Source organism: Providencia sp. PROV175, from assembly GCF_032707045.1.
GTDB lineage: Bacteria > Pseudomonadota > Gammaproteobacteria > Enterobacterales > Enterobacteriaceae > Providencia > Providencia hangzhouensis.
Genome location: NZ_CP120533.1, coordinates 3319303 through 3338377, shown reverse-complemented (window position 1 = coordinate 3338377; position 19075 = coordinate 3319303). Strand labels below are relative to the sequence as shown.

At 41.1% G+C, this 19075-nt stretch carries 17 protein-coding genes; 10 read left to right on the top strand and 7 right to left on the bottom strand.

The features are described from left to right. Positions 1 to 83 precede the first annotated feature (83 nt). The 3 genes from P3L44_RS15145 to modE all read right to left on the bottom strand — a co-directional run bounded on the left by P3L44_RS15145 (position 84) and on the right by modE (position 3519). A complete protein-coding gene (locus tag P3L44_RS15145; protein WP_140170870.1) occupies positions 84 to 911 on the bottom strand; it encodes a CPBP family intramembrane glutamic endopeptidase in 828 nt (275 codons plus the stop codon). A gap of 203 nt (positions 912 to 1114) precedes the next feature. Continuing rightward, positions 1115 to 2584: a molybdate ABC transporter ATP-binding protein ModF gene (gene modF, locus P3L44_RS15140; protein ID WP_004256733.1), complete on the bottom strand. Its 1470-nt coding sequence runs from the start codon at positions 2582 to 2584 to the stop codon at positions 1115 to 1117. Positions 2585 to 2730: 146 nt separating this feature from the next. Then, positions 2731 to 3519, bottom strand: coding sequence for a molybdenum-dependent transcriptional regulator (gene modE / locus P3L44_RS15135; RefSeq protein WP_094962410.1), 789 nt, complete (start codon positions 3517 to 3519; stop codon positions 2731 to 2733). A 218-nt stretch (positions 3520 to 3737) separates the two neighbouring features. On the opposite strand from modE, the gene P3L44_RS15130 reads away from it, so the two are divergent. Next, complete coding sequence (locus P3L44_RS15130) at positions 3738 to 3890, top strand: AcrZ family multidrug efflux pump-associated protein (protein WP_004256731.1); 153 nt, start codon at positions 3738 to 3740, stop codon at positions 3888 to 3890. 84 nt (positions 3891 to 3974) lie between these two features. On the opposite strand, the gene P3L44_RS15125 is transcribed toward P3L44_RS15130, so the two are convergent. Continuing rightward, positions 3975 to 5039, bottom strand: a complete 1065-nt coding sequence (locus P3L44_RS15125) for an ElaD/SseL family deubiquitinase (protein ID WP_140170869.1) — start codon at positions 5037 to 5039, stop codon at positions 3975 to 3977. A gap of 276 nt (positions 5040 to 5315) precedes the next feature. On the opposite strand from P3L44_RS15125, the gene modA reads away from it, so the two are divergent. Genes modA through modC form a run of 3 tightly spaced genes read left to right on the top strand, consistent with a single transcriptional unit; the run spans position 5316 to position 7876 of the window. Continuing rightward, positions 5316 to 6092, top strand: a complete 777-nt coding sequence (gene modA, locus P3L44_RS15120; protein ID WP_096864111.1) for a molybdate ABC transporter substrate-binding protein — start codon at positions 5316 to 5318, stop codon at positions 6090 to 6092. A gap of 25 nt (positions 6093 to 6117) precedes the next feature. Continuing rightward, positions 6118 to 6807, top strand: coding sequence for a molybdate ABC transporter permease subunit (gene modB / locus P3L44_RS15115; RefSeq protein WP_272661797.1), 690 nt, complete (start codon positions 6118 to 6120; stop codon positions 6805 to 6807). A gap of 1 nt (position 6808) precedes the next feature. After that, positions 6809 to 7876, top strand: coding sequence for a molybdenum ABC transporter ATP-binding protein ModC (gene modC, locus P3L44_RS15110; RefSeq protein WP_272661712.1), 1068 nt, complete (start codon positions 6809 to 6811; stop codon positions 7874 to 7876). An 84-nt stretch (positions 7877 to 7960) separates the two neighbouring features. Here the strand turns inward: modC and P3L44_RS15105 are convergent, their stop codons facing one another. After that, positions 7961 to 8779 carry a pyridoxal phosphatase gene (locus P3L44_RS15105; protein ID WP_112307670.1) on the bottom strand — a complete coding sequence of 273 codons (819 nt, stop codon included), beginning with the start codon at positions 8777 to 8779 and terminating at the stop codon, positions 7961 to 7963. Between the two features lie 299 nt (positions 8780 to 9078). Between P3L44_RS15105 and pgl the strand changes: the two genes are divergently transcribed. Further along, positions 9079 to 10065, top strand: coding sequence for a 6-phosphogluconolactonase (gene pgl, locus P3L44_RS15100; RefSeq protein ID WP_140170866.1), 987 nt, complete (start codon positions 9079 to 9081; stop codon positions 10063 to 10065). 178 nt (positions 10066 to 10243) lie between these two features. Here the strand turns inward: pgl and bioA are convergent, their stop codons facing one another. Then, complete coding sequence (gene bioA, locus P3L44_RS15095) at positions 10244 to 11512, bottom strand: adenosylmethionine--8-amino-7-oxononanoate transaminase (protein WP_110591357.1); 1269 nt, start codon at positions 11510 to 11512, stop codon at positions 10244 to 10246. 93 nt (positions 11513 to 11605) lie between these two features. Between bioA and bioB the strand changes: the two genes are divergently transcribed. The 5 genes from bioB (at position 11606) to uvrB (ending at position 17879) form a co-directional block, all read left to right on the top strand. Continuing rightward, positions 11606 to 12643: a biotin synthase BioB gene (gene bioB / locus P3L44_RS15090; RefSeq protein ID WP_140170864.1), complete on the top strand. Its 1038-nt coding sequence runs from the start codon at positions 11606 to 11608 to the stop codon at positions 12641 to 12643. Next, entirely contained in the window at positions 12643 to 13800 is a 1158-nt protein-coding gene (gene bioF / locus P3L44_RS15085) for an 8-amino-7-oxononanoate synthase (RefSeq protein WP_272661713.1), read from the top strand. The genes bioB and bioF overlap by 1 nt, the downstream gene beginning before the upstream one ends. Beyond that, complete coding sequence (gene bioC, locus P3L44_RS15080) at positions 13778 to 14563, top strand: malonyl-ACP O-methyltransferase BioC (protein ID WP_004256683.1); 786 nt, start codon at positions 13778 to 13780, stop codon at positions 14561 to 14563. Before bioF ends, bioC begins: the two co-directional genes overlap by 23 nt. Then, positions 14556 to 15233, top strand: coding sequence for a dethiobiotin synthase (gene bioD / locus P3L44_RS15075; RefSeq protein ID WP_272661714.1), 678 nt, complete (start codon positions 14556 to 14558; stop codon positions 15231 to 15233). The genes bioC and bioD overlap by 8 nt, the downstream gene beginning before the upstream one ends. A gap of 627 nt (positions 15234 to 15860) precedes the next feature. Continuing rightward, entirely contained in the window at positions 15861 to 17879 is a 2019-nt protein-coding gene (uvrB, locus tag P3L44_RS15070) for an excinuclease ABC subunit UvrB (protein ID WP_004256681.1), read from the top strand. A 208-nt stretch (positions 17880 to 18087) separates the two neighbouring features. On the opposite strand, the gene P3L44_RS15065 is transcribed toward uvrB, so the two are convergent. Then, the gene (locus tag P3L44_RS15065) at positions 18088 to 18996 is read right to left on the bottom strand and encodes a uridine diphosphate-N-acetylglucosamine-binding protein YvcK (protein WP_272661715.1); all 909 of its coding nucleotides are present in this window, start codon (positions 18994 to 18996) and stop codon (positions 18088 to 18090) included. Between the last annotated feature and the right edge of the window lie 79 nt (positions 18997 to 19075).

Here is a 19075-nt window from a genome sequence, read left to right as displayed (position 1 = left end):
CACTAACATTATTCGTGTTAGTGATTTTTTACGGTGAAGATCATCCAATTTTTGAGTGATTATGAATTTTTAATTAGTTAACACTAATTAGAAACCAACTTAATTGGATAAGTAAAAAATAACAGATGTCCCAAATTTAACCCGAAGTGAATCGATACAGCCAGCCATAATTTACCACTCCAGATCCAAGCTAGGCCATAAATCAAACCCGCTAACGTAGCAAAGAGAATTAACAGTGGTCCACCTGCAAAATGCACAGCGCCAAATAACAGTGAGGTAATCACTAGTGCGAGGTAAGGAGACCTCAACCAAAGGGTTAGACGTTGCTGTAAATAACCACGAAATAGCGCTTCTTCAGCTAATGAAACAAAAAGTAAGTTACAGAGCACAAAAGCAGGTAACCAACTAGGAAAATGCCATTCAAAGGCTAATCCGCCAGCAGCAGTTGCGACCAGCAATAAAAGTGGCATAGAAATAACCAGCAGTGCCCATTGAATTTTAGTTGCATGCTTGGCTGGCCGACAGACAAATAACGTTGGTAAGCAGGCGAGTAAAATAAAAGGGACGAGTGCTTTATCAAAATTAAAATACATTGTGAAAGGGGCGCTATGTTCCCCTACGGTAACGTTATCAAGATATCTCAGGTTATTAAACCCAGGGAATAAGTGAATAAATAACCCAATCGTACAGATTAGTAAGATGATTTCACTAATAATTTTGGCGGATAGATAGTGTTGGAAACGCAAACGAATAATGGCAATTATTGTAATACAAACCAATAGTAGAACCGCTTGCCAATCAATAACGTGTGTAAGTGCTGCGGTAATAATTGTGCAAGCGAGTAAAAAAAGAGCAATTAAACGGTGTGTTGCAAGTACTGCAAGTGAAGAGGCTAACATTAACCAAGCCATAAAAAATATCCATTATGATGTCTAAATTATTAGAATAGGCGCAGTGTAATGATTTTATGTGAATTTTCTAATTTAAAATAACCTAAAAAATATAAATAAAATAAAATCAAAGAGTTATTTGTGTATAACTTAGTTACCATCTATTAAACATTAGATTAATTTGCCAACAGTTTCATCGTGTCTATTGGCAAATAAGTCAAAAATTAAAGTTTTTCAATATCGTAACGGTATTTCCCATTATCAGGGACAAAAGTGAGCCGATGTGTAATACAAGCAGGAGCGTCTTCTTGATGATGGCTGACGAATAAGAGTTGTGTGTTACCTTGTCTTAGCATTACATCAATAAACCGCAGAACTAACAACCTGTTAAGGCCATCAAGCCCTTGCAATGGCTCATCTAGAATAAGCATAGCAGGGTGTTTAACTAGTGCTCGAGCTATCAAGACTAAGCGCTGCTGCCCCCACGAAAGACTGTGGAAAGGTTGTTGAGCTGTTTGCGTCGAAAAACCTAACAGAGCTAGCCATTCATACGCTAATTGTATTTGACGATCAGAGGGGGTTTGGTACAAGCCAATAGAATCATGAAAACCGGAAATAATGACATTGAGTACACTGGTTGCGACACGGTATTCTTGGTGAATGCTATTGCTGACGTAACCAATATGGCGCTTAATATCCCATATAGTTTCTCCTGACCCACGACGGTGACCAAATAAGGTTAAGTCATTACTATACCCTTGAGGGTGATCTCCTGTAATCAAGCTCAATAAGGTGGATTTTCCAGCGCCATTTTCACCGATAATTTGCCAGTGTTCGTTTGGGTTTACCTGCCAATTTAAACCGTGCAAGATCGGTTTGTCATTGTAGCTAACAGTTCCATTTTTCAAAATAATACGAGGTGTCGTGTCATCCAGTTTTTCATCTGCGGTTGGAGCCTCAGTTTCAGGGATAGAAAGCTGTTTAATTTTCTCACTATGCTGTAATTGCGTTATTAGCGTGTTAGCAAGTACTGACTCCCTATTTCCCACCATTGCTAGTTTGCAATCAGCGACAACACCTATGTTTTCAATAAAATCAGGGAGTTCATCAAAGCGGTTCAACACTAACACTAAAGTTAAGCCTTTTTCAGACAAACTTGATAGTAGTTCGCTGAGCTGACTTCTTGAATAAACATCTAGGCCATCAAATGGCTCATCAAGGATCAGTAAGTCAGGGTTACCCATCAATGTTTGGCATAACAGTACTTTGCGAGTTTCACCCGTAGAAAGGTACTTAAACCGACGAGACAACAAGTCACTGATACCGAAGCGAGCGGCAAGCTCAAGGCAGTATTCATTGTCTTTATGGTTAAATTGAATGATTTCAGCTGCTGTATATCCCGTGTCATCTTCATCATCACTGAGCATATCTGTATTATTGCGCTGCCACTCTTCATTAATGATTTTTTGTAATTGTTCAAATGATAGACGAACAGGAGAGGTGAATGTATTTTTTACGACACCAGAAAGAGGAGGGAGCTCATTGGAAAGTACTCGAGCAAGTGATGATTTACCACTACCATTGGCACCAATAAAAGCCCAATTTTCCCCTTTTTCGATGTTAAGTTGCTGAATGTCTAAAGTCTGAATTTCGCTGAGCTTAAAGTTGCCATGTTGTATTGTTATTGTGCTCATCAAGCTTCCTTATCATGATTATTTACCTTGTCATCTATCACAAATAATCAGGATTGAAGCTAAAGTCAACAACAGAACGATATGATAAGGAAAAAAGGTGAATGCTTACTTACTTTTATTGTAAGTAAGCAGGGCAAACTAGCAAATTAGCAAAGTGTGGCAACAATCACTTGGTCCGCATTGAATAATGCCATAACGCTATTATTCACTTTCAAAGATTGGGCATCGATTTCGCTATTTGGCATAGTTGAACATAAAGTTTCACCGCCTGTGAGTGTCACAATCACTTCACTGTTCTCATCACCCCGCTCTAAAGTGGTAATTTTGCCTTCAAGGCGGTTATCAAAGCCTGTTGGGTTAGGTTGTTTAGTAATTTTGACCCAAGGTGCTTTAATCAATGCAAGCACTTCTTTCCCTTCCGTTAACCCTAAACGGTTAGCGCTTTGCTCTGTTAGTGCGGCATTAATCACAGTGCTGTTATCGGCTAAGCGAATTTGTACATGTTGTTGAACTTGCATATGGTCACGGGAAATTAAAGTACCAAAAAATTGGTTACGGGCACTGGTTTGCAATGAAAACCGTGAAATAGCCGCCAATAAGCTGTCTAAAGGGAGATTATCTTCTTTGAGTACATCGAAGGCTTTTTGTTGAATTTGCGCCAGTAAATCATAAAGTTGAAGTAATCTTTCACCATAGTGGGTGAGTGTTGTGCCGCCACCGCCTTTACCACCTGTTGCTCTATCAACAAGGATATCATCAGTGAGTTGATTCATTTCATTGATGGCATCCCAAGCACTTTTATAGCTGATCCCTGCGAGTTTAGCGCCTTGGCTGATTGACCCTGTCGCTTTAATTTGTTTTAGTAGCGCGATACGGCGAGGATCAGCAAATAAACTGCCCTGTAGTTTCAGTGTGAGTAAAATTTCGGCCTGCATAAATTTCTCCCTTCCGACGTGTCTGGTGATGACAGACGTAAAAAGCACGTTTAGTATGTCGTTAGTATAATATTTTGTCTAAAATAGTCTCCATTATAACGTAATTGTGCGTTATTATTTTGATTTGATTTATACTCAATATACTGAGAGTCAAGTTTTCCCTCGTCAGCGTATCTTGTAGGCTGGTGGGTACAGTATCACTGAAGAGGCTTTTTCCTATGTTAGAACTAATTAAAAGTTTGGGTTTTGCCCTGATGATGGTTCCAGTTGTTATGTTTTTGATCATGGGTTTGATCTACGGTTTGGGCGCGTTCTTTAACTTACTGTCTAAAGCACACGTACCTCATCATCATAATACTGAAAACAAGTAATTTTTAACAAAATTTCTTGTCTGACTGATTATAGACCCCCTGATTGTAAATGCAGTCAGGGGGTTTTTCATATAGCAGTGGGCATTATAATGATGGATATTTGCTATCATGGTAATTTGAATATAGTTGTCTGCGGTTTTGAATATTAAACTCTTTTTGTTCAGCCATCGTCTTTTTTATAAAACTTTCTTGAAATTCTTTTAATGTATCATAAGGATCTTGCTGAGTATTTTCAGTGAGTTGCTTAATAGCTTCAACAACGAATAATCCACATCCGTTAGGGACTTGTTGTTGGATGTTTCCTTCTATGTAAGTGATATCTTCTTCAGCGACATCGGCCTTTTTTGCTGCCACTGTTATTTCTTTTCGAATATCGGTACTCACGTTATCGTATGAATTAAATAGAATGCATTTTCTTTTATTATTCGCTGATTGATTATTATCCGCTGGTTGATGTATTGGATCTGCTTGATAGAGTACAAACAAGACCCAATGGTTATCATTGACATTGATAGGGAATAATTCGAATTGTTTTAATTTTACACTCTCAGGGGCTTTTTGTTCAATTATCTCTGCTAATAAATTGTCCCCGCTTTGGATGAGGCCTATTGGGCTATTGACCATCATATTTGATGGCAAAGTTGGGTTATTTTTATTACTTGAATCAATCTCATCACAAGTTATCATCCGATTATTACCCCAGAGATTTGATTCATTGCCTAACACTGGAGGTAGGTTTTGCACAAATAAATTGGTTAATTCGATTTTATCGTCGAGTTTTTCTAAGGTTGAACCAATGATATACAACAGTTTAGATGGGTGTTTAAAAACCTCTCGATGGTGTTGAGATTGATACAGAACCTGACTGGTTTTTTGTATTTCTTTATCGATCCCTTTTACTGCAGAACGTTTTCCACTAAATAAATCAAATAGGATATTTTCTGCGTTTTTTCCAGCTGAATCCTGTCTAAGAGCGATATTGTGTAGTAAATCAATACTATTTAGGTTTCCATCACCCGCAGATTCCGCCAAAGAAGCTAAAGCTTCAGGGGAAATATTTTTTTCAAATAACCCATTAAATTGCTCAATGGTTAATCCACTCATATAGTGAGCTTGGGTTGGAGAAAGCGCTGTCGGTTGAATAGCCATATTATCTCCTCTGTTTTTATCTACCTGCAAAAGTTGGATAAAATATTCAATTGTGTACGATTTGTGCCGATAAAGTTACAAAGGATATAAATTGTTCTCTATATAAAAACGATTTTACGGCTGAGGAATTTTTCATCGTTCGTGGGATTTTAGAGAAAACATGCAACAAAATTGCATCATTTCTTGCGCCAGCACACTTTTATTACGAGTTTGACTTTAAGTTATCGCTGTATCCTGTTATATATAACGTGTCGATTAATACTAGGGTAGATAAAAATGAAAAAAGGTTTGGTATCACTTCTCGCTGGCGCAACATTGACGTTAACGATGGCTAGCAATAGCTTTGCAGCTGATAAAATTACGGTTTTTGCAGCGGCTTCTCTAACTAATGCACTGAATGAAATTTCTGAGCAATATAAGAAAGACACTAAAGTAGAGGTTGTTGCATCCTATGCGTCTTCTTCAACGCTGGCTCGTCAAATTGAGCAAGGTGCCCCCGCTAATTTATTCATTTCGGCTGACCAACAATGGATGGATTATGCTATCGATAAAAAATTGATGGTAGAAGATACACGCTATACATTATTAGGTAATGAATTGGTGTTAATTGCACCGAAAGATGCCAAAATTGATAAAGTTGAAATTAATAAACAAACTGATTGGAAAAAACTGTTAGATGGTGGTCGTTTAGCCGTTGGTGACCCTGACCATGTCCCTGTTGGTATTTATGCCAAAGAAGCATTAAGCAACTTAGGTGCATGGGAAACAGTTGACCCGCTGTTAGCACGTACGAATAACGTGCGTAGTGGTATGGCATTGGTTGAGCGCCAAGAAGCGCCTTTAGGTATTGTATATGGCTCTGATGCTGTCGCTAGCCAAAAAGTCAAAGTGGTAGGTGTCTTCCCTGCTGATACCCATAAACCTGTTGAATACCCAATGGCAATTGTTAAAGATCAAGATAACAAAGCAACCCGTGATTATTATGAATACTTGAAAACCCCAGCGGCTTCAGAAGTATTCAAACGTTATGGTTTTGAACCTCGTACTAAATAAATGTTAAGAGAGTATTTTTTTGCAGATGTTAAGTCCTTATGAATGGGAAGCGATTTATCTAAGTCTAAAAGTATCCAGTGTGGCTGTAATTTTCAGTTTGCCATTGGGTATTTTAATGGCATGGGTATTGGTTCGCTGTAATTTTCCTGGAAAAACACTGCTCGATAGTATTATTCATCTACCACTGGTATTGCCGCCAGTGGTAGTGGGGTATTTATTATTGATCAGTATGGGTAAACGCGGTTTTATCGGTGAATGGCTATATAACTGGTTTGGATTTAGTTTTACCTTTAGTTGGCGGGGGGCTGCGCTTGCGTCTGCCGTGGTTGCGTTTCCACTGATGGTACGTGCGATCCGTTTAGCGCTTGAAGCGGTTGACCAAAAATTGGAATTAGCCGCGAGGACATTAGGCGCAACACCGTTACGTGTCTTTTTCACGATCACCATTCCGCTTTCTCTTCCCGGTATTATTGTCGGAACAGTATTAGCATTTGCACGTTCACTTGGTGAATTTGGCGCCACAATTACTTTTGTTTCGAATATACCAGGTGAAACACAAACCATCCCATTAGCGATGTACACCTTAATCGAAACGCCAGGGGCTGAGGTAGACGCTGCACGTTTATGTGTGATTGCGATTATTTTAGCCTTGATTTCATTACTGATTTCAGAGTGGCTCACCCGTTGGGGTAAAAAGCGTTTGGGGGGGGCTTAGCATGTTAGAACTCGACTTTTCTCAAAAACTAGGGGACTTGCAGCTTGAAGTCACAACGCAATTGCCAACGGAAAGTATTACTGCCGTTTTTGGGCTTTCAGGCGCAGGTAAAACCTCGCTTATCAATGTGATAGGTGGGTTAACTAAACCTAATACAGGGCGCGTTGTATTAAATGGTCGCACATTGGTGGATATGGAAAAAGGTATTTGCTTACCACCTGAACAACGCCATATCGGTTATGTATTTCAAGATGCACGGCTATTTCCCCATTATCGGGTGAAAAGCAATTTGCGTTATGGCATGTCACCCGTAATGAAAGACCGCTTCGATGATATTGTTGAATTGTTAGGGATTGAAAAATTACTCAATCGCTATCCGATAACCCTTTCTGGTGGTGAAAAACAACGAGTCGCCATTGGCCGCGCATTACTTACAGCCCCTGAAATTCTCCTAATGGATGAGCCGTTAGCCTCTTTGGATTTACCTCGAAAGCGTGAATTGCTGCCGTATTTAGAAAAGCTTTCTCAAGACGTGAAAATTCCCATTTTATATGTCAGCCATAGTTTGGATGAAATATTGCGTCTGGCTGACAAAGTGATTGTCATGGCGCAGGGAAAAGTTAAAGCATTTGGCGCTTTGGAAGATGTTTGGGCAAGTAGTGCTTTGCGCCCTTGGTTACAGCAAGAAACATTAAGCAGTGTGGTAAGTGCAACGGTGCATAGCCAACACTCTGATTATGAAATGACAGCGGTGATTGTTGGTAGCCAAAAACTGTGGATCCCTCGAGTTGAAGCCCAACAAGGTGTTGATGTGCGTATACGTATTGACGCTGCAGATGTTTCTTTGGTACTCGAAAAACCACAAGTGAGCAGTATTCGTAATATTTTAGCCGCAGAAGTGGTTGAATGGATTGAAGATGGCGAGCAAGTAGATGTGAAGCTAGATTTAGGCGAAGAACATTATTTATGGGCGCGGATCACTCGCTGGGCAAGGGATGAGCTTTCTATTCGCAAAGGGCGTAAAGTTTATGCGCAAGTGAAGGCTGTATCGCTATCTCGTCATCTATAATCACTCGTCGTTCTTGGCGCTGTGACAATAGAAAATAAGAAAAGGAAAGCTGAGCTTTCCTTGAATTAATAAAATAATTGGACGTTACAGAACGTACTTACGGATAACTTCAGCAATACCCGGTTCAGTATTAATTCGAGTCACGAGCTTAGCTTGTTGCTTGATTTCATCAACGGCATTGCCCATTGCTACACCTAAACCTGCGGTTGTCAGCATACTTAAGTCATTAAAATTGTCACCGAAAGCCACAACATCATTCATCGTCATCCCTTGGGATTCGACCCACTCTTTTAAGCGTTGGCCTTTGCTATTGCCTTTGCGGCCGACATCAACCTGATCCATCCAAGACCATTCACAGTCCAAACCAAAATCATTTTCAATTTCGCTAACGACTTGATGAAGCTGCTCCGTATTTGGCGAGCTAACAGCAAATTTCCAAATAGAATCATAGTTATGCATCACATCAGCGTAATCTTCAACAAATTCAATGGTTGGGCGCTGTGCAACAGGTAAGGATTCGGCCCAATTCAATGTACGTTTAATGCCTTCTGTTTGTGCGTTATAGAGCATTGCATTATCAACATACATTAAATGCTGAATATCTGTTCCACGCAGTTTGTCTATCATTTGTGTGACAGAATCGAGGGTCATAGGATCTGATTTTAGAACTTTTTTGCCTAAATAGTCGTATAGGTAGGTTCCATTACAACAAATGGCTGGAGTATCGAGATCTAAAGTTTGATAAAACGGATGAATCGCAACATGATGGCGGCCTGTGACAATGATCACTTTGACGCCTTGGCGGCGTGCTTCTTGTAAGGCTGCTAAAGATTCAGGCAGAATTTTCTTTTGGTGATCAAGCAGTGTTCCATCAAGATCGAGCGCAATAACGCGGTATGACATAAACGGCTCCACGTGATTTAGTTGTTACCTATCTTACTAAAGGGGTAGAGATAGGGAGATGATGAATTTAACGAATAATGAGAAATTATTGCTATAAAAATAGTCAACTTGATATGTTTTATCATCATAACGTTAACTGAACCGTTTTAGTATCATTATTATTTGTTCTTGGTACGATATGTAACAGCCGCGTCAGTGCTATTTACCCAGTGTAATTTGCATAATATAAAGTATAGTGAAGCCAATATAGTGGATTATAGATGCGGTTTTGTATTTTTATCATGAATTAAGGAGTCAGGATGAATCAGGTTGTTTATATTGCGAGCCCCGAGAGTCAGCAAATTCACGTGTGGTCGATGAATGAGGTTGGGGAGCTTACTCTTCTGCAAACGGTAAAAACACCGGGTCAAGTGCAACCTATGGTATTAAGCCATGATAAAAAACACCTTTATATTGGTGTGCGCCCGAATTTCCGTGTCGTAACCTATGAAATTGAAGAGAAAGGGTTACTACGTTTAAAAGCAGAAACATCCGTTCCGGGAACGCCAGTTCACTTATCATTGGATAACACGGGCAAATATTTATTTGTTCCTTCATATCATCAACATAATCTATCAGTTCTGACTATCAATGATGAAGGTGTACCAAACCAAGTCGTTCAAGTGATTGAAGGATTGCAAAATCCACATTCGTCTCATGTTGATGTTGATAATCAACAGCTTTGGGTGCCTTGCTTAGGTGAAGACCATATCCGTTTATTCGATTTACATGAAAATGGTTATTTAACCGAAGCAACTGCAGACCAAATTACTACGGCTGAAAAATCTGGCCCTCGTCATCTGGCCTTCCATCCGACTGAAAAGGTCATTTATTGTGTGAATGAGTTAGATTCAACGGTAGGCGTATATCGTAAATTCACTCGCTATCGTAACATGCAAACTTTGGCAAATTACCCATTAGGTAATGAAAGCCAGCGCTGGGCTGCCGATATCCATATTACGCCAGATGGCCGCCATTTGTATGTTAGTGAACGTTCTGAAAGCTACCTCAGCCACTATCTGGTTTCTGATGACGGTTGCGAGCTAACATTAGAAGCACGTTACCCAACAGAGACGCACCCAAGGGGCTTTAATATTGATGCGACAGGGCGTTTTTTAATTTCGAGTGGGCAAAAATCAGACCATATTTCAGTTTCTGAAATTGACCCGATTACAGGGAAATTGACACAAATAGGAAGGTATATGGTCGGGAAAGGTCCAATGTGGGTCATTTCAGTCATCCTTTAATCTCCGTCATATTTCGAGCTATAGCGGTGTTGGCTTCACTCGGCTACTTGGGTCACATACTGATGTATGCTCCCCAAGATATCCTCGATTGCCGCCTTGCTATAACTCGAATTATTTAGAAGATTTTCTAATTAAAAATCCAGAAAAAATCACTTCGATTACCATTGAATTTATTGTGCTATCCCAACACTTTTGCCATTGCATTTGTTACTTTACTGAGTTGCTCGGGGGTGATGATATACGGTGGCATAACATAAATAAGTTTGCCGAATGGGCGAACCCAAACACCATTTTCCACGAATACTTTTTGTAAAGCGGCTGTATTGACTGGCTGCTTCATTTCAATCACGCCAATTGCACCAAGAACACGTACATCTGCAACACTAGGGTGGGATATTAAAGGCATCAGTTCAGCCTTAAGTTGTTGTTCGATAGTGGCAATTATTTTCTGCCAAGGACTATTGAGTAACAAACTCAGGCTGGCATCCGCCACCGCACAGGCAAGAGGGTTACCCATAAAGGTTGGTCCATGCATAAAGCAACCTGCTTCACCATTGCTAATGGTTTCTGCCACATGGCGAGTTGTGAGTGTGGCAGAAAGTGTCATATAGCCCCCAGTTAGTGCTTTACCCAAACACATAATATCGGGTGATATATCAGCATGATGGCAAGCAAACAATTTACCTGTACGACCAAAACCAGTCGCAATTTCATCAGCGATCAACAGTAGACCATATTGATCACACAAATGGCGGACTCCCTTTAAATATTCAGGGTGATAGATACGCATTCCACCAGCCCCTTGAACGATCGGTTCAAGGATGATCGCCGCAATTTTATCGCTATTTTCGGCAAGTTGAACTTCAAGAGGATGCAAATCGGCGCTGTCCCATTCGTCGTAAAAACCGCATTGAGGGGCTTCCACAAAAATATGTGGAGGTAAATACCCCTTATACAGGCCATGCATTGAATTATCTGGGTCACAAACGGCCATCGCACCGAAAGTATCACCATGATATCCATGGCGTAATGTCAGGATGCGCTGACGCTTTTCCCCTTTTGCTTGCCAATATTGCAATGCCATTTTCAGAGCAACTTCAACTGCCACGGAGCCTGAGTCAGCGAGAAACACACATTCCAGCGGCTCTGGTGTGATAGCAACCAACTGTTTACATAGATTCACTGCGGGTGGGTGCGTAATCCCGCCAAACATCACATGGGACATTTTCGCTAATTGCGTTGTTACCGCTTGGTTTAATACAGGATGATTGTAACCATGAATGGTTGCCCACCATGAAGACATGCCATCAATTAATTTTTTCCCATCGGCCATGATTAGCTCGGCGCCATGGGCTTCAACAATCGGATAAGCCGGAATTGGCTGGCTCATCGAGGTATAAGGGTGCCAAATATGTTTGGCATCAAACTGAATATCTACGTTATCCATTTGCTATTATCGTCAACTTTTTTAGATCATTTTAGTTGACATGATAATCGCAATATTTAAACTGGCAACAACTTTTTCAACTGGAGAGTCTCCGTGAGCCAATTAAAACAGTGGACAATAAAACGAGCTAATGAACTGTTTTCAATGCCTTTTTTTGAATTATTATTTCAGGCACAGCAAATTCATCGCCAACATTTCGACCCCCAGCAAGTGCAAGTCAGTACTTTGCTATCGATTAAAACTGGGGCTTGCCCAGAAGATTGTAAGTATTGTGCGCAAAGCGCGCGCTATAAAACAGGACTAGAAACTGAAAAACTAATGGAAGTTCAGCAAGTTCTGGAGTCTGCGAAAAAAGCTAAGCAAGCAGGTTCAACTCGTTTTTGTATGGGCGCGGCATGGCGGAATCCGAAAGAACGCGATATGCCTTATCTTGAAATGATGGTAAAAGAAGTGAAGTCATTAGGGATGGAAACCTGTATGACTTTAGGGATGATTGATAATTCTCAAGCTCAACGCTTAGCAGAAGCCGGGTTAGATTATTATAATCATAACCTTGATACCTCTCCTGAATACTATGGCAATATTATTACGACTCGCAGTTATCAAGACCGCTTAAATACACTCGAAAATGTCCGAGACGCAGGGATCAAAGTCTGCTCTGGTGGGATTTTAGGCTTAGGCGAAAAAGTCAGTGACCGAGCGGCCTTATTGGTGCAACTGGCAAATTTACCTAAACCGCCAGAAAGTGTGCCGATCAACATGTTGATGAAGGTTGAAGGAACCCCGATGGCAGATAACGAAGATGTCGATGCGTTTGATTTTATTCGTACTATTGCCGTTGCACGTATCATGATGCCAATGTCATACGTTAGGCTGTCGGCAGGCCGTGAATACATGAATGAGCAAACTCAGGCATTATGTTTTATGGCCGGTGCGAACTCAGTATTCTATGGGTGTAAATTATTAACGACGCCAAATCCTGATGAAAACAAAGATTTAGCACTATTTAGAAAACTGGATATTAACCCTGAGCGAATTGAAACTGACGAAGGGGATAACCATCAAGCCGCTAAGTTAGCTGAAACGTTGTTAACCGCCGATAACCCTCAATTTTATAACGCAGCAGTATAATGACTTGGCAATCATTTATACAAAACCAGATAGAGCAGCGTAAGCAGGCGTCTATCTGGCGTCAACGTCAGTGCATTGATCATGCGAATGGTAGGTCTCTTTATTTTTCCGGAAAAGAATATCTCAACTTTTCATCCAATGACTATTTGGGGTTATCTCACCATCCCCAAGTGGTTGCCGCTTGGCAACGTGGTGCCGATGAATATGGCGTGGGGAGTGGGGGATCAGGACATATCACAGGGTTCACCAAAGCGCATGATAAATTAGAGCAAGCGCTCGCTGGTTGGCTAGGCTACCCAAAAGCCTTATTGTTTATTTCTGGATTTGCTGCGAACCATGCGGTGATCACCGCATTAATGACGGAAAAAGATCGTATCTTAGCGGATAAGCTCAGCCATGCATCGATCATGGAAGCCTCGATTCATTCGGGGGCTCAATTAAGGCGCTTTCAGCATAATAATCCATTATCACTCGAAAACTTAATCCACAAGCCTATTTCGGGAAAAACGCTTGTCGTCACAGAAGGCGTTTTTAGTATGGATGGTGATAGTGCTCCTCTTCAACAATTGCAGGAAATCGCTAGAAATCAGCATGCTTGGCTGATGGTTGATGATGCACACGGTATTGGTGTTATCGGAGAACAAGGCCGTGGTAGTTGCTTCGCGAATGGGGTTAAACCTGAAATTTTAGTCGTGACATTTGGTAAAGCGTTTGGTTTAAGTGGCGCAGCGGTATTGTGTGATGAGCCAACGGCTGAATTTTTTGTCCAATCCGCACGCCATTTAATTTATAGCACTTCAATGCCTCCGGCTCAGGCTGTCGCGCTTCTATCGGCAGTTGAGCAAATTCAGCTCGCAGATCAAGCACGAGAAGACCTTAACCAACATATTGCGTATTTTAGAAATAATGCTGATTTTAATGGCATGCAGCTGGCTAATTCAATGACGGCTATTCAACCATTAATTATCGGGGAAAACCAAGCTAGCCAACAGTTAGCCAATTTCTTACGCAAAAAAAATATTTGGGTGCAAGCGATCAGGCCGCCAACGGTTCCGCCTGGGAGTGCTAGGTTACGAGTCACATTAAGCGCTGCGCATCAACGTCAAGATATCGATCAATTATTGGAGGCTTTACATGACTTTATCGCTCAGTCGTGAAAAGCATAAAATTGCAGCGGCATTTGGCCGTGCGGCTAAAAGTTATGACTCAGTGGCAAGTTATCAACGATCAACAGGAACACAACTGCTTGGTCAACTGACTTCAGTCTTAAACAGTTCAGAACTCACAGCACCATTACATATTTTAGATGCAGGGTGCGGTACGGGATATTTTAGCCATAAACTGAAAAATCAAGGACATCACATCACGGCTTTAGATCTTTCTGCTGGTATGCTCGAAATGGCGCAAACGAAAGCTGTGGCTGATCATTATTTATGTGCTGACATAGAATCCATTCCGTTAGATTCACAAACCTTTGATGTGGTTTTTTCCAATTTATCGGTCCAATGGTGCCAAGATCTCAGCAAAGCATTAAGTGAATTATATCGAGTGACAAAACCGGGGGGAGTTGTGGTGTTCACCACACTTGCAGAGCATTCTCTCGCAGAATTATCTTCAGCTTGGCATTCACTTGATGGCTATTCACATGTGAATTCCTTTCTCAGTGTTCAGCAGATACAAAATAGTTGTCAGTCATGGAGACATAAACTTATTTTTCAGAAGGATACCGTCTATTTTCCTGAATTAATAGCGTTGCTTCATTCATTGAAAGGCATTGGGGCGACACATTTGACTGCTGGGCGTAAAGCAGGGTTAATGACCCGCCAGCATTTGCAGCAACTTGCTTTGCTCTATCCAATGACAGAGCAAGGCTTACCTCTAACTTATCATACGGTGTTTGGAGCGATTTACCGTGACTAAAATGTATTTTGTAACAGGAACGGATACAGAAGTAGGGAAAACCGTTGTAAGTTGTGCTTTATTGCAAACTGCAGGTTATCAAGGTTTGAATACGGTGGGCTATAAGCCTGTCGCATCTGGGAGTGAGCTCACGGCGGATGGCCTACGTAATAGCGATGCGTTGTTATTACAAGCCAATAGTCGAGTAAAATTACCCTATGAGGCGATTAATCCTATTGTATTTGAAGCGCCAACTTCACCGCACATTATCAGTGAGAAATTAAACCAACCAATTGAATTTTCAGTGATAAATAAAGGGTTGGCTTATTTGAAGTCCCAAGCGGATTGGTTATTAGTCGAGGGGGCTGGTGGATGGTATACTCCGTTATCTGTAGAAAAAACTTATGCAGATTGGGTGATTGAACAGCAACTCCCCGTTATTTTAGTCGTTGGTGTTAAGTTAGGCTGTATAAACCATGCATTGTTAACCATGGAATCTATCGAAGCTGCAGGTTTACCCGTAGCCGGCTGGGTTGCCAATGAAGTTGAACCCGCAGGTATTTTCCAAGAGCAATATTTGTCAACACTTAACCGAATGATCAAAGCACCTTGTTTAGGGGTGATCCCACACCAAAAAACACTCAACGGTAAATTAGGAAGCTATTTGGATCTTTCTTTATTAACTATTTGATTATATAAAAATATCAATACTTTTCCCCAAGCCACACTCAATGCTTGGGGCTGATCAATTGTTAAATAGGGAGCCGATCTTTTTTAACGTTCTCAACAAAAATACTGTCAAGTATTTCAGTAAAAATACCACTCAGATCTTAATAAAAAAGATAAAATCTGTTTTTCATAGCAGTTACTACTTAAAAATTTTTTCATTAAACCGCCATCTTTTTGTCATTTTGCCTCCATTGAGCAAATCTTAGAGATCCTGTGAATCCATGAGCTCTAAGGGCTTCAAGAGTTATCCACCATTTCTGTGGATAACCTTGTGTATTAACGTTATAAAACAAGTTCTACGCTAGGTGACAAGCGGCTTTGGGTTTATTTGATGTGATTCTGGACTTTAAATTAATCTATAATAAATACAAATGGTTAAATAAAATCAAGCCTTCAATTTGTATTTGAGGTATGGCATAAAAATGCAATAGCATAAAATATAAAGTTTCAAAAAGGTCAAGTACTTTTTTGGGGATAACATTTTTATAAACATATCAGAGCGGAGATTAACAGAAAATTTAGCTTCAATACTTGAAGCTGGTTTTTTATCCAGTATCATATTGGAAGAAACTTGTTAAGGGGCGTTAATATGAGTAAGGATTTTAAGCTGTATTCTGATTTTCAGCCGGGAGGGGACCAACCCGAAGCTATCCATAAATTAAGGGAAGGGCTACAAGATGGACTTGCTCATCAAACTCTATTAGGCGTAACGGGGTCCGGTAAAACGTTCACTATTGCCAACGTCATTGCGCAAGAGAACCGGCCCACCATGCTAATGGCGCATAATAAAACCTTAGCGGCACAGCTTTATAGTGAAATGAAAGCCTTCTTCCCAGATAACGCTGTGGAATATTTCGTTTCTTACTATGACTATTATCAGCCTGAAGCTTACGTCCCAAGCTCAGATACTTTCATTGAAAAAGACGCCTCTGTAAACGAACATATTGAGCAAATGCGTCTATCTGCGACTAAGGCCTTACTCGAACGCCGCGATGTAATCGTGGTGGCTTCTGTGTCAGCTATTTATGGTTTGGGTGACCCTGACAGCTATTTAAAAATGATGTTGCACCTAACGGATGGTATGATCATCGACCAGCGCTCAATTTTAAGGCGTTTAGCGGACTTACAATATACGCGTAATGACCAAGCCTTCACGCGAGGGACTTTCCGTGTTCGCGGCGAAGTTATCGATATTTTCCCAGCGGAATCAGACGAATATGCCTTACGCGTTGAGCTATTTGATGACGAAGTTGAACGGTTATCATTATTTGACCCATTGACAGGTCAAATACAACATCGTGTTCCTCGCTTTACTGTTTATCCAAAAACGCACTATGTCACCCCGAGAGAACGTATCCTTGAAGCAATGGAACAAATTAAGGTTGAATTAGCGGATAGGCGAAAAGTATTACTGGAAAACAATAAACTACTTGAAGAACAGCGTATTACCCAACGAACACAATTCGACTTAGAAATGATGAATGAGCTCGGTTATTGTTCAGGTATTGAAAACTATTCGCGCTACTTATCGGGTCGTGCGCCCGGTGAACCACCTCCGACATTATTCGATTACTTGCCTGCAGATGGCTTGCTAGTGGTTGATGAGTCTCACGTTACCATCCCACAAATAGGCGCGATGTACAAAGGGGACCGCTCAAGAAAAGAGACCTTAGTTGAATATGGTTTTCGTCTTCCTTCTGCATTAGATAACCGGCCAATGCGTTTTGAAGAATTTGAAGCTTTAGCGCCGCAAACTATTTATGTTTCAGCAACACCGGGTAACTATGAGCTTGATAAATCAGGCAATGAGGTGATTGAGCAAGTTGTTAGGCCTACAGGCCTACTTGACCCGATAATTGAAGTTCGCCCAGTTTCTACCCAAGTAGATGATTTACTGTCTGAAATTCGTATACGTGTGCAGAAAAATGAACGTGTGTTAGTCACCACATTAACTAAACGTATGGCCGAGGATTTAACGGAATATCTCGAAGAACACGGGGAGCGAGTTCGTTATCTTCACTCAGATATCGATACAGTCGAGCGCGTGGAAATTATTCGCGACTTGCGGCTTGGTGAGTTTGATGTGCTGGTTGGGATCAACTTATTAAGAGAAGGCTTGGATATGCCAGAGGTATCTCTGGTGGCTATTTTAGACGCGGACAAAGAAGGTTTCTTGCGTTCGGAACGTTCGCTTATTCAAACCATAGGGCGTGCGGCTCGTAACTTAAATGGTAAGGCAATCCTCTATGGAGACAGGATCACCAACTCCATGCAAAAAGCGATTGCAGAAACAGAGCGTCGCCGTGCTAAACAAATGGCGTTCAACGAAGAACATGGAATCGTACCACAAGGTTTGAATAAGAAAATCGGTGATATCCTGCAAATTGGCCACAAAGTGGGTGGCAAAGGAAAAAGCCGCACGAAAGACAATACCAAAAATAATAATTCGGTTGATATTCAATCAATGTCAACAAAAGAGTTGGAGCAACGGATTTCGCAACTTGAAGCGCAAATGTATAAGCATGCTCAAGATCTTGAATTTGAAGCGGCTGCGCGAGTCAGAGACGAATTGCAGGAGATACGCTCCCAGTTTATCGCTAATTCCTAATTTCCTTCATACTTCGCGTTGTGGGGGGGTTGGCTTCGTTCAGTCACTCGGGTCACATATTTATGTATGCTCCCCGAGCTGCCTTCACTTGCCGCCTACCCACAACGCAAAGTATTTTGAAAATAGATTTTGTGGAAATACGGGAAACAAAGGGCTAATTTTAGGGAAGGTTTTCCGCTGCGGGTATTCAGCAGCGGAATAGGAAAAATTATAGCAAGTTGATGGTTTCTTCGATGGCTTGTAGTAACAGCTTTCTATCATGGCGATATGGAATATCGTCAGCTTCGAGTACCCGTTGGATTATTTTGCGGTCAGGGCTGATATTATTGGTTTGTGTGCGTGGGCCAAGGATTAACGCATCAATTTTTTGGCAGCCAATATACTGTTCCATCATTTTTAGTTTGTCAGGTAAAGACAGGTTTGCAGCAGGGGAGCTAATTTCTTTCGCTAAATTGCCAATATAAATCATCGGGGCTTTACATTCGCGTAGTGCAGCCGCAATTTCATCCAAAAGTAATAATGGCATTAAACTAGTAAAAAAACTGCCAGGGCCGATAATAATTAAGTCTGCTTGGTGGATAGCCTGCAAGGCTTCTTTAGTTGCCTTGACTGTTGGATACAAACGTAACTCTTGTGGGATTTCATGTAAGGCATCAACATTCACCTCACCGTACACTTCATTACCCATTTCATCGATAGCCATTAAATCAACAGGGGATTCCGACATCGGGATCAACTGCGCATCAACTTTTAGCATATTACGGATAAGATTTATGGCTTCTAACGGACGAACACTTAGGTGGTCTAATGATTTTAACATTAAATTACCTAAATTATGGCCTGAAAGTTCACCATTACCGTTGAAACGGTATTCAAACATCGCAGAAGCAATGGATGGTTCAGTAATTAGCTGATTTAAACAGTTACGCATATCTCCCCAAGCGATCCCGCCTTCAGAGCGACGAATACGACCAGTCGAGCCCCCATTGTCGGTTGTGGTGACAATACCCGTTAAACGAGAACCTAAAGAAGAAAGTGAAGACATCACGCGACCAAGCCCATGGCCGCCACCTAGAGCGACAACATGTTTGAGATCCGCCAGACTACAATTCGGCATAGTGTTCCTATATCAGTTAATTTTCAGTACTTATAAAAGCAAGTAAACCAGCGAGTTACGAAATACGTTTTTTATGCTA